This is a genomic window from Parerythrobacter aurantius, assembly GCF_045291475.1.
Lineage (GTDB): Bacteria > Pseudomonadota > Alphaproteobacteria > Sphingomonadales > Sphingomonadaceae > Parerythrobacter > Parerythrobacter aurantius.
Genome location: NZ_CP147985.1, coordinates 2,721,431 through 2,733,537 on the forward strand (window position 1 = coordinate 2,721,431; position 12,107 = coordinate 2,733,537).

Below are 12,107 nucleotides of genomic sequence, written 5' to 3' on the forward strand. Positions count from 1 at the left end.
GTAGAATTCGGACCCGTCCTTGCGCGATGCGCCAGCGACGGTCCAGCCGATGTGGTCAGCTTTCCACCAGATGCAAGCGGAGCGCGTCCCGCTTCGCGGCATCGACACCAAGTGCCTGTTCCAGGAATAGGTCGATGGAGCCAAACCTTTCGATCAAGGCACCGCGCGATGCGCGCAGATAGCGCTCATCCACGCCCATTACCACGCGCACGGTCTCGTCATCGACATCGCCGTAGCGCGACCGGATCACAGGAGAGCTCTGCGCAATCCGCGCATCCTGGTCGCCGACGGAGTTGGTCAGCAGGAAATCCGCCATCGCATCGTCCGGATGCACGCCCAGCGCATGATGCAGCAGGTCCACGGCCATGCCGGTGCGGTCCTTGCCGGCGTGGCAATGCACCAGGCTGGCCCCCTTCCCGCTCGCCAGCGCTTCGAAATAGCGTCGGAATATCCAGAGCAGGTTCGGGCGATCCGGCAGTGCGGCATAAAGGCCTTCCATTGCCCGATGCGCATCCTCGGCAGTCATCGCCCCTTCGACTGCCCCCATGTGATGGCCGAGGCCGGCGGTTTCTCCGTCGAAGAACAGCAGCTCGCCGGCAAAACCGTCGGGAAGCCGGACGGGCTGCCCTTCGCGTTCGCCATTGCCGCGCAGGTCGACGACGTGTGCCAGCGAAAGGGCGTCAATAGCAGCCAGATCGCTTGCGGTCGCCTGCGCATGGTGGCCGGAGCGCCAGAGCTTACCTGCGACGACCCGGCCGCCGCCGGTTACGGGATAGCCACCGTAATCGCGGAAATTGTGGACGTTTTCGAGCGGGAGGGTGCGGTCGGTCTTCATCCATCCGCCTTGGCATGAGCGGCGCGCCCCGACAAGCAAGCCACGTCATCCGATAGGCAAATGCACCTATGGACCGATTGGAACCGGTTTCACCAACGATGCGTTAGCGACGCGCCAACCCCCGACCGCACGAGACTGGCCATGGCCCGCATAGCAATCATCGACGACGACCCGCTGGCCGCAGCGCTTGCCACTGCGGCCTTGAAAGACAAAACGCATGCGATCGTCTGGTATGCGACAGGCGACGATGCCTTGAGAGGATGCGCCCGGGACCCCGCCGATATAGTCCTCGTCGATTCAGACATTCCCGGCTGCCCGCCGAACATCCTGATATCGCGCCTGAGGCAAATGCAATCGCGCCCTGCCCCGATCGTCGTGCTGACAGGCTTCTTCGATGCCGGATCGGCCTGGGCCTTCCACCGCGTCAGCCGGCCGGACTGCGTTCTGGAAAAGCCCCTGTCGCCAATAAGCCTGCGCCAGACAGTGGCATCGATGCTTTCACGCAGAAACAACCCGCTGGCACGTCAAGAAGCTATCGGGTCTGCCGTGAAGCGCTCGGTCCACTCCTGCACATTTCCTACCCCGACGCTGTCGATCGGCGTCTGATCGCGGAGTTGGCAAGACCCCGTTTGACCAGATGGGAGAATGGACCATTATAGGGGATCGGTCCTCGAGGTCAGTTGATCCCATAACCCGCTACCGCCCCACTGCATCGCCTGGCGGCCGATCCTGCGGCTCCAAAGAGCGTCATTGCCGCCTTCGCTGCGCCATCCCATCATGCGGCGCGTGAGTTCGTGGAGAGGGTAGTCCTGCGTAAAGCCGATGGCGCCATGCACCTGGTGCGCCAGCGCGGATCCCCGTGCGATGGCCGCGTTGGCGCGCAGCTTGGCCGCGCCGATTTCGAATGCTGCCTCGCCGCTATAGCCATGTCGGTCCAGCGCATCGGCCGCGCCTTGGGCTGCGCAGTTTACTGCCGCAGCTTCCATCGCGAGCACCGCTATGCTTTGCTGAACGGCCTGGAATTGCGAAAGTTTTCGCCCGAACTGTTCGCGCTGCCCGCAATGGTCAATCGAGAGGGCCAAGGCTGCATCCAGCGCGCCTGCAGCCTGGCAAACGCGCAGGAATGCGATCAATTGGTCCATCGCAGCGTAGATCCCTGTCTCAACGGCGTTGACGAGGTCGATAGCCACGCGGTCACGCGGTTCGCCGGCCGGGCTCTCGCCGCAAACGACCGTGCCTTTGCCAAACAGCAACCCATCCGGTCCCGGGACGACGAATGTGCCGCCGTGCCGGCCCCACGGCACCGGCCCTCCAGACATGATCAGGCACAAGTCGCCGGTGACAATGCCGGCGTCGAAAGCCAGCTTTCGGGCAATCACATGCTCCCCCAGCGGCCAGCAGAGCGCGTGTTTGCCAGCAAGGCGCATGATCGCGGCCAGATCCCCCCAATCGCCACCGAACCCGTCGCTATCGGCAGGGATCAGCAAGAGGCCGAAACCAGCTTCCTCCACGGCCTTTGCGATGGCATCGAATTCCTGCCCTCGCAAATCGGCGAACAGGCCCTCTGCCATTTCGCACAGTGCGTCGCGGTTCTCGCTCATCTCAGACCGAGCCCCCGGGCAATGATGCCGCGCAGGATTTCCCGCGTCCCGCCACGCAGGGAAAAGCTGGGCGAGACTTGCAGCAAGGTCGCCAGCAACCGCGCCAGCACGGTGCCGTCAGCCAGGTCGGCATCGATCACCGCCTGGATCGCAATCGGCATGTCCTGCTCGAAACTGTTGCCGAGATCCTTCACGATCGAGGCTTCGACTACCGGGTCCACACCGCTGGCGAGTTTCGCTGCGACGGACATCGACATTTGCCGCAAGGTCCACATATCGCTCACCAGCTTGCCGACCGTGGCGACCAGTTCCGCGGGAGCGTCGGGTCCCGCACCGTCGATCAGTTCGACAAGCAGGGCATGGCTGGAAAGATACCGTTCCGGCCCGGACCGTTCCAGTGCAAGCTCCGCCGTCGCCTGCTTCCACCCCTCACCCTCCGTGCCCACAAGTGCACCATGCGGGACTTCGACATTGTCGAAAAACACCTCGTTGAAGTGGTGCGTGCCGAACATGTCGATGATCGGCCGGATGGTGACACCGGGCAAAGTCAGGTCGATGAGCAACTGGCTGAGACCGGCCTGGCGTTCGCTGCCCGGCTGAGTGCGTACCAGCGCCAGCATGGCATGGCTGATATGCGCTCCCGTGGTCCAGACTTTCTGCCCGTTCACGATCCAGCCCCGGTCGGTGCGTCTTGCCGACGTCCTGACCGATGCGAGGTCGGACCCTGAACCCGGCTCGCTCAGCCCGATGCAGGCATACAGCGTTCCCGCGGCGAAGCCGGGCAGGTATTGCCGGCGCTGCTCTTCCGTGCCGTAGCGCAGGAGCAGCGGCCCGGTCTGGCGGTCGGCGATCCAGTGCGCGCCGACCGGAGCCCCGGCTGCAAGCAGTTCCTCCAGCACGATGTACCGTTCGAGCGGCCCTCGCTCGTGCCCACCGTACTGCTGCGGCCACACCATCCCGATGTAGCCAGCCTCGCCGAGCGCCGCCGAAAAACCGGTATCGAACTCGGTCCAGCAGTTCGCCCGCCGAACGGGGTCACCTTTCGGCTGGTGGACAGCCAAGAAGGCCCGCACGTCCTGCCGGATATGCCGGGCGTTTCGGGGCGCCTCGAAAGGATGGACGGCGAATGTCTGCACGCCGGGGTGATGCGCAAAACGTTCACGCTATGCAAGGGCTGGCGGCGCCTCCAACTGCTGCTAGGGTTGGGACACATTCGCAGGAGACATTCGATGGGTCAGTTCGTGAAGCTCGAAAAGCGGGGCAAGATCGCGATCATGACGATGAACAGCCCCGAAACGCTCAACGCGATCGGGACGCAGGAAGACTGCGAGGATGTGATTGCAGCGCTGCACACCATCGGGGAAGACGCGGGCGTATCCTGTGCTATCCTGACCGGATCGGGCAAGGGCTTCAGCGCCGGCGGCAATATCAGGGCCATGAAGGACAAGACCGGTATCGGGCCCCGCGCCAAACCTGACGAGACGCGGTCCAACTATCGTCGCGGCGTGCAACGTATCACCCGCGCCTTCCTCGACTGTGAAGTCCCGCTGATCGCTGCCGTCAACGGCCATGCTGTCGGGCTCGGTTGCGATCTTGCCTGCCTTTGCGACATCCGTCTCGCGGCGGAGAGCGCAAGGTTTTCCGCCAGCTTCATCAAGGTCGGGATCGTACCCGGCGATGGGGGAGCCTGGTCGCTCCAGCGTGTGGTCGGGTATTCGCAGGCGGCGGAAATGTTCCTTACCGGCGATCGCTATTCGGCACAGGACGCGAAGTCATTCGGCCTTGTGAGCCGGGTTGTGGCGGACGACGAGTTGATGGCCGCCAGCATGGAAATCGCCACACGCATCGCCGCCAATCCGTCCCGGTCGCTGCGACTCACGAAGCGGCTCTTGCGCGAGGCACAGCACAGCCGGATGTCCGACATACTGGAGCTTTCCGCCGCCTATCAGGCGCTCGCCCATACGACGGACGACCATGCAGAAGCGGTCGATGCCTTCCTGGAAAAACGCGAGCCCAAATTCACCGGCGGCTGACGGCTATTCGGCGGCCACCAGGTTGTCGTCCGAATTGCGGTCCACATATTTGTTGTAGGGGTCGATCCCCGCCCATGCCGGCTTCGCCTTCGTCACGATCCTGACCGTCTGCGTGCCCGAACGGATCGGGCGACGTTCGAGGAAGAGCACGTTCTTCCTGTCGAACACGCCCTCACCGGGCTTTTCGGTGAACAAGCCGATTTCGATGACGTCGTCCAGCTTGGCGGCAGACTCCTTGCCCTGGCCGTCGGCATAGAACTTGCCCGCATCGATCGTCAGCCTCGTCTCGTACCGGCCATCGGCAAGCTTCCTCACTTTCGCATCCTCGACCTTGAGATCGTAGAGCGTGATCTTCTGCATCAGGTCCCGCACCAGATCGCGTTCCTGTTGGTTCCGAGCGAGCGAATAGAGGCCGTCGACCAGCTCCTTCGAGCCGGCGTAGGGCTGGCTCTTGAAGCGAAATCGGTCGAGCAGGCCGCGCAGCATGGCGTTCATGCGGTCTTCGCCCAAGCGGTCCTGCATCAAATACATGACAACCGCACCCTTGCGATAGTGGATATACCCTTGGTCCTCCACACGCTCCAGCGGGAGTTCCTCGATCGCTTCACTGCCGCGGGAATTGAGATAGCTGTCCAGCTCGTACTTGAGGAAGCGGCGCATCTGGTCTTCGCCATAGAGCTGCTTCATCACCATCATGGCGGAATATTGCGCCATGGTCTCAACCAGGAGGGTGCCGCCCTGCTGGTCGGCGCTGATCAGCTGATGCGCCCAGTACTGGTGCCCCGCCTCGTGGGCAGTGATATAGGTGACGTAGTCGATCTCGCCCCGATCGGCGAGATTGGCGAGAAAACCGAGGCTTTCCGAATAGGGCATGGTCCCGGCGAAGGCCTGCGCGAAATCGGCATAGGCCGGAAACTCGATTATGCGCGCATGGTCGAACTGGTAAGGCCCGAAATTAGCGCGATAATACCCCAGTGACGTCTGCAGCGCATCGAGAATGCGGTCGACATTGTAGGGGTGTTTCGCGTCGTAATAGACCTGCAGCTCGACCCCGTCGGCATTGCGGGTCCTGATCTGGTAGTCGGCCGACTGGATCGAGAAGAAGCCGAGGATCGGCGCAGTCGACTTGAACCGCGCAATCCGTCGATCGCCCCTGATCTCGTCCGACAACTTCTTGCCCGGCGCGATCGGCACCTGACCTGCGCTGGTAGAAAGCGTGATATCCGAATTCACCCAGTCGATGTTGCCGACATAGTTCCGCTCGCGCCCCTTGGGGTCTTCCAGCTTTGCCGGGCGCAATTCGGGTTCAAGGCCGTATTTGCGCCGCGTCGCGCGATCCTGGAGCAAGCCCGAACGGTCCATGCCGATACTTGGGGCAAACTCGCCATTGTTGAGGAAGGTGCCGTTCTTCACCAGCCGCGTGCCATAGCCTGTGGTGCTGAGCGCCTTGTGCCAGCGCTGCGTCTTGAACGTCATGGTGGCCTCCGCACCAGGTGCCATGGGGCTGTCGAAGCGATAGATGCGATGCTGGAACGTCGTATCGTTCGCTACGAGCCTTGCGCCCGGCAACTGGACTTCGAGCAGCCTGGTGTCGTCGTCGACCAGCCGGACATGGAGCGTTTCGACAGGCGCGCCGGTGTCGTTCACGAGACGATAGGTGCCGCTGACATCGGCCCTGAGCTGGTCCGGATAGAGGTCGACCTTCAGCGTCACATCGGTCAGCGACGGCTGTTTCAGCGCCTCGTACTTGAGGTACTTCTTCTCGTAATCCGCCTGCAGCTTCTCGCCCGCATCTTCGTTGCGGTAGGTGTTCACGACATTCATCTGGTTGTAGAGCGATGCACCCGTCGCGGCCGTCGTCGCCAGGCCTGCCACCACGAGCGCACCTGCTGGAGAAACCATCCGGCGCGGCAGCGTCTTCAATCGCGGCACAATCCGTGTTTCCGTCCCCCTCCGCCACATCAGGTGGGCGATCGCCGCCAGCGCCAGCGCGACCCCGCCCCAGTAGAGCCGCAGCCACCAGCCCAGTGCGCCGCCGACGGCATCGCCATTCATGTCCGAAAACGGGCTCGGCCCGGTCGAGCCGTAAAGGATCATCGGATGATCGAACCCGATGTTGCCCAGCGTGATGGTGCCGACGACGTAGATCACCATGATCCCCCAGCCGACATACTTGTTGGGGCTCAGGGCCTGCACGAACACGGCAAGCACGGCGAGCAGCAGCATGTCGACAGTGCCCGGCAGGATGTACCAGGCGAAGTACTTGTCCAGCTCGAAGTCGAAATACCCGCGGAAGGCCTGAATGAGCACCGCCGCCACCACCGATACCAGCAGCGTCGCCAGCAACACGACCGCGACGGCGATGGTCTTGGGAGCCATGTAAGCCCATCCCGGCAACGAGGTGCTGTCGACGATTTCGTGGAACTTGCGGTCGCGGTCGCGCCACACCAGTTCGCCACCGTAATAGATCGCGATGATGATCGGGATCAGGGTGAAGGTTCCCTGCAGCAGCCCGAGGAGCGAGAATGTCGCCGGAATGGGCGGCGTGCCGTAGATTTCCGTGCCGAACAGCAAGGCAGTCCCGCTGTTGAACAGCCCCATGACGAGCAACACGATGAAGGCCGGGCTACGCATGACCTGGCGAACTTCGAAGCCGGTCGTGGTCACCAACCGCGCCAGTGCCGCACGCTCAGGCCTGGCTGGCGGAAGCGTGGCAACGGCCTTCGGTTCCGTACGCGCAAGCTTTTCAGCCTTCCTGGTGAGCTTTTTCGCCTTGCGCGCCGACACCCCCTTCTCGGCGAAAGTGAACCGCCAGTACGCCAGCGCGAGCGAAAGCGCCGCGAGCGCCAGGACCAGCAACCGGTTGTACAGGATCAACCCCGAGAAGGCCGGCAGCTGCGTGTTCGATTCCGAGGCCGTCCAGTAGCGGGTTTCCAGCGCAAATCCGCTGAATCCCAGCGGATCGACCAGCGCGGCAAACGGCCGCCATTCGGGTTCCTGCCCGACCATGACATTGAAGGTCGTGAACAGGACGAGGAAACCGACGACAGCGACATAGGAATACATCATCGACCGCGTGATCGTCGCCACGGCAAAGAACAGCGCGCAAATCAGGATGATGTTGGGCACCGCGAAGATGAGGTAGCTGTTCGCGTAGTAGGCCAGCTTGTTCGGTCCGAGCGTTTCCGGGTCGATCCACGGCATTATCGACCCGAACCAGATGGCCAGCGGAACGACGAGAAACGCGGCCAGCGCAGCCAGTGTCGCCCCGGAAAACCGCCCCAGCAGATAGGCGAACTTGCTTACCCGGGTGGAGCGGACCATGGGTCCGAACCCGCTTTCGTCGTCGCGCACGATGACGTTGGCGACGAAGGCGGTCGTCACGAACATGAAGAACAGGGTCAGGATCAGCTGCGTCTGGACGATCGCCACCGGGGCGTTCTTGTGGATGTTGCCGCCACCGCCGATCTGGATGCTTTCGCTCGCCGTCGCGCCGAAGGTGAGAAGGAAGAAAATGACCAGCGCCACCCAGAACACCGGGTTACGCAGCTGGTAGCGCAATTCGAAGCGCGCGATCTTGCCGAACATGGTCCGCCCTCCCCTTACGCCGCTTCGGCGGCGGCGGGAGTGCGGCGGGTCGTGGCCAGGGTCGAGAAATAGACATCCTCCAACCCGCCATCGACGGGGCTGAAACCATTGCCCGGATCAGTCGGCGCGAGCACATGGACAATCGTCTCGCCCGCAAACAGCCGGGTGGAGATAACCTCGTACCGCGCGCGGTATTCTTCCAGCGAGCCGCGTTCGATCGTTTTCGCCCAGATGCTGCCGCGAGACCGCTCGATCAGTTCCCTGGGGGCGCCTTCGAGCTGGATCTTGCCGCGAACGATCACCGCCATGCGCGGGCACAGGTCGGCGACGTCCTCGACGATATGGGTCGAGAGGATCACCACGACATTCTCGCCGATCTCGGCCAGCAGGTTGAGGAACCGGTTGCGTTCTTCGGGATCGAGCCCGGCGGTCGGTTCGTCGACGATGATGAGATCCGGATTGCCGATCAGCGCCTGCGCGATGCCGAAGCGCTGGCGCATCCCGCCCGAATAGCCTGCCACCGCTTTCTTGCGGACGTCCCAAAGGTTGACCTGCGACAGCAGGGTTTCGACCGTATCCCGGCGTTCACCCTTGGCTGCGATGCCCTTCAGCACCGCCATGTGGTCGAGCAGGTCGTAGGCCGAGACGCGCGGATACACGCCGAAATCCTGCGGCAGGTAGCCAAGCCTTTTGCGCAACTCCTCCGGTTGCTGCAGGATGTCGAGCCCGTCGAACGTGATCCTGCCGGAGGTCGGCGTCTGAAGGGTTGCGACAGTTCGCATAAGGGTGGACTTGCCCGCGCCGTTCGGCCCCAGCAGCCCGAACATCCCCTTTGGAATCGTCAAGGTGACATCGTCGAGCGCGCGCGTGCCGTTCGAATACACATGCGTGACGTTCTGCAATTCCAGCATCAACCCGATCCTCCCTGAAGCCCGGGAAGCTATTGACGGGCCGAGCCCAAGTAAAGCGAGCGGGCCGTCTTATCGCCAAGCGTATGAGCGGCCCCGACGGAGGGCTTCACAGGGCAGGCAAATTGCCGCTATCGACCGACGAAACGCATCGCCGGGGAGAACATCGATGAGCAGTCATGACGACGAATGGGTCCGTCGCCCCGCCAGTGCCGGGCATGGCACCAATTGCACCGCCGAACAGTATGCGGCGATGTATGCCCGCTCGATCGAGGACAGCGATGGTTTCTGGGCCGAGCAAGCGAAGCGGCTCGACTGGTTCACCCCGCCGACGACAATCGCCAACTGGAGCTACGACCCGGTCAGCATCAAGTGGTTCGAGGACGGCACGCTCAACATCTGTCATAACGCGGTCGACCGGCATTTCGCCGCCGGCAAAGGTGACACCGTTGCGCTGATCTTCGAACCGGACTCTCCCGAAGGCGAAGTGCGTACCCTGACCTATGCCGATCTCCAGCGCGAGGTCATCCGCATGGCGGGCACGCTCAAGAAACTGGGCGTGAAGAAGGGTGACCGGGTCACGATCTACATGCCGATGGTGCCCGAAGGCGCGATGGCAATGCTCGCCTGCGCCCGCATCGGGGCGATCCATTCGGTCATCTTCGGCGGCTTCTCGCCAGATGCCATCGCCGGCCGGGTCGAGGATTGCAAAAGCGACTGGATCGTCACAGCGGACGAAGGCCTGCGCGGCTCCAAGAAGATCCCGCTCAAGGCCAATGTCGATGCCGCGCTGGAGAAAGTCAGCGCCAAGGGCGTACTGGTGCTGCGCCACACCGGCGGCGATGTTGCCATGACCGAAGGCCGCGACCACTGGTATCACGAGCTGTCCGAAGGCGTTCCCGAGGAATGCCCGTGCGAGCCGATGAACGCCGAGGATCCGCTCTTTATCCTCTATACAAGTGGTTCCACCGGCAAGCCCAAGGGCGTCCTCCACACCACCGGCGGCTATGCCGTTTGGACCGAGACGACTTTCCGCTACATTTTCGACTATCGCCCTGGCGAAGTATTCTGGTGCACCGCCGATATCGGCTGGGTCACCGGCCATAGCTACATTGTCTATGGCCCGCTGCAGAACGGGGCGACGGCGCTGATGTTCGAAGGCGTGCCCAACTATCCCGACCACGATCGGTTCTGGGCGGTGTGCGAGAAGCACAAGGTCAACATCTTCTACACCGCCCCCACTGCCATCCGCGCGCTGATGCGCGAGGGCGATGGGCATGTGACCAAACACGATCTCTCCTCGATTCGCCTGCTCGGTAGCGTCGGCGAGCCGATCAACCCGGAGGCATGGCGCTGGTACCACGACACCGTCGGCAGGGGCGCGGTGCCGATCATCGACACCTGGTGGCAGACCGAAACCGGCGGCTGCATGATCACCACCCTGCCCGGCGCGCACGACATGAAACCGGGTAGTGCGGGCAAGCCGTTCTTCGGCGTTTGCCCCCAGCTGGTCGACAATGAGGGCGGCGTGCTTGACGGCGCGACCAGCGGCAATCTGTGCATCACCCGCAGCTGGCCTGGCCAGGCGCGCACGGTCTATGGCGACCACGACCGGTTCGTGCAGACCTATTTCAGTACTTACAAGGGCAAGTACTTCACCGGTGATGGCTGCCGCCGCGATGCGGACGGTTACTACTGGATCACCGGGCGGGTGGACGATGTGATCAACGTCAGCGGCCACCGCATGGGCACGGCCGAAGTCGAAAGCGCGTTGGTGCTCCACCCCAAGGTCAGCGAGGCGGCGGTTGTCGGATTCCCGCACGACATCAAGGGACAGGGCATCTACTGCTTCGTGACCCTGATGGAAGGCGAACGGGACAGCGACGACCTCGCCACCGAACTCCGCCAATGGGTCCGCAAGGAAATCGGCCCAATTGCAACGCCCGACCATATCCAGTTCACGCCAGCTTTGCCCAAGACCCGCAGCGGCAAGATCATGCGCCGCATCCTGCGAAAGATCGGGGAGAACGACTTCGGCTCGCTGGGTGACACATCGACGCTGGCGGATCCGGGCGTGGTCGAAAGCCTCGTGGCAGGTCGGCGCAACCGCTGAAACCCTTCACCTGCGTTAACCCAAACCCGAAACCGTCCGTTTCGAGGTTGGGTGGCAATGGGATGCCATGGCATTCCATGCGCCTTCCATCCTGTCGCGTTCGACCACCCTCGCCGCTGGCTGCGCCGGGCTTGCATTGGCCGGCGCAACTCCGGTCCACGCAGGGCAGTTCCTGCTGAGTTCCAGCCCGGCTGCCCTGGCACTGGTCGTGGAAACGAGCTGTTCGACCATCGGCACGCAGGCTGCGGCTGATGTCGTCCCGTCCACGCTCCTGTCTGGTCAGGTCGGAAAGCGGGCAGCGATACTTGGCGGCGAGATGAGCGCGCTCGACCGGATGCGTCTCGCCCAGCAACAGCCTGAGGTCGTCACGGTGGCCGTGGCGCCGCAGGTCGCGGCTGTGACCCTGCAGCCCGGTGCGGGCGGTTTGCGCGAGATTGCCCAGTCGTGCCTGTCGCGCAACAAACCGGGGCGGCTGGCCGTCCTTCCGAAACCCTTGCCCGGCGCCTCGCCGGAAGATTTCCTCGCCTCGAAAAGAACCCGTATCGGCAAGACCGGCTTCGATGCCGACTGGCGCCGCGTGCGATCCGAGCGACCGACCCTCTCCATGCGACGGGTAGTCGGCACTGGCGCCGCCGTCGACATCGCGACGGTCGAGCGCGTCAACGCCTGGGTCAACACCGCCATCACCTTCGTCGAGGACCGCGATCTTTTCGGCAAGGCCGACTTCTGGGCCGGCGGGCGCCGGACGATGCAGCTCGGCAAGGGCGATTGCGAAGATATCGCCATCACCAAGATGCAGCTGCTCGCCGCCGCCGGTTTTTCCCGCGACGACATGTTCCTCACTATCGCCCGCGACCGGGTCCGCAATGCCGACCATGCCCTGCTTGTCGTGCGAGTCGGCGGGCGCTTCGTGGTACTCGACAATACGACCAGCGAGCTGCTCGATGCAGGGGTCAATCACGATTACGCGCCGGTGCTGAGCTTCAGCAACCGGACAGCGTGGATGCACGGATACTAGTGCAGGAGCGC

Annotated in this window: 9 protein-coding genes; 4 read left to right on the forward strand and 5 right to left on the reverse strand. The window is 63.3% G+C overall.

Translation table 11 applies throughout. The features are described from left to right. Nucleotides 1–55: 55 nt before the first annotated feature. Nucleotides 56–835: a tyrosine-protein phosphatase gene (locus WAB17_RS13550; protein WP_435417870.1), complete on the reverse strand. Its 780-nt coding sequence runs from the start codon at nucleotides 833–835 to the stop codon at nucleotides 56–58. Between the two features lie 141 nt (nucleotides 836–976). On the opposite strand from WAB17_RS13550, the gene WAB17_RS13555 reads away from it, so the two are divergent. Next, entirely contained in the window at nucleotides 977–1,441 is a 465-nt protein-coding gene (locus WAB17_RS13555) for a response regulator (protein WP_435417871.1), read from the forward strand. A 47-nt stretch (nucleotides 1,442–1,488) separates the two neighbouring features. On the opposite strand, the gene WAB17_RS13560 is transcribed toward WAB17_RS13555, so the two are convergent. Further along, entirely contained in the window at nucleotides 1,489–2,436 is a 948-nt protein-coding gene (locus WAB17_RS13560) for an acyl-CoA dehydrogenase family protein (protein WP_435417872.1), read from the reverse strand. Next, nucleotides 2,433–3,572, reverse strand: coding sequence for an acyl-CoA dehydrogenase family protein (locus WAB17_RS13565; protein WP_435417873.1), 1,140 nt, complete (start codon nucleotides 3,570–3,572; stop codon nucleotides 2,433–2,435). The genes WAB17_RS13560 and WAB17_RS13565 overlap by 4 nt, the downstream gene beginning before the upstream one ends. A 93-nt stretch (nucleotides 3,573–3,665) precedes the next feature. Between WAB17_RS13565 and WAB17_RS13570 the strand changes: the two genes are divergently transcribed. Continuing rightward, the gene (locus WAB17_RS13570) at nucleotides 3,666–4,469 is read left to right on the forward strand and encodes a crotonase/enoyl-CoA hydratase family protein (protein ID WP_435417874.1); all 804 of its coding nucleotides are present in this window, start codon (nucleotides 3,666–3,668) and stop codon (nucleotides 4,467–4,469) included. Nucleotides 4,470–4,472: 3 nt separating this feature from the next. Here the strand turns inward: WAB17_RS13570 and WAB17_RS13575 are convergent, their stop codons facing one another. Continuing rightward, nucleotides 4,473–8,057: a M1 family aminopeptidase gene (locus WAB17_RS13575; RefSeq protein ID WP_435417875.1), complete on the reverse strand. Its 3,585-nt coding sequence runs from the start codon at nucleotides 8,055–8,057 to the stop codon at nucleotides 4,473–4,475. Nucleotides 8,058–8,071: 14 nt separating this feature from the next. Next, entirely contained in the window at nucleotides 8,072–8,968 is an 897-nt protein-coding gene (locus tag WAB17_RS13580) for an ABC transporter ATP-binding protein (RefSeq protein ID WP_435417876.1), read from the reverse strand. A gap of 166 nt (nucleotides 8,969–9,134) precedes the next feature. Here WAB17_RS13580 and acs point away from each other — a divergent pair, with 166 nt between their 5' ends. Then, the gene (acs, locus tag WAB17_RS13585; protein ID WP_435417877.1) at nucleotides 9,135–11,078 is read left to right on the forward strand and encodes an acetate--CoA ligase; all 1,944 of its coding nucleotides are present in this window, start codon (nucleotides 9,135–9,137) and stop codon (nucleotides 11,076–11,078) included. 67 nt (nucleotides 11,079–11,145) lie between these two features. Next, nucleotides 11,146–12,096, forward strand: a complete 951-nt coding sequence (locus tag WAB17_RS13590) for a transglutaminase-like cysteine peptidase (RefSeq protein ID WP_435417878.1) — start codon at nucleotides 11,146–11,148, stop codon at nucleotides 12,094–12,096. Nucleotides 12,097–12,107 lie beyond the last annotated feature (11 nt).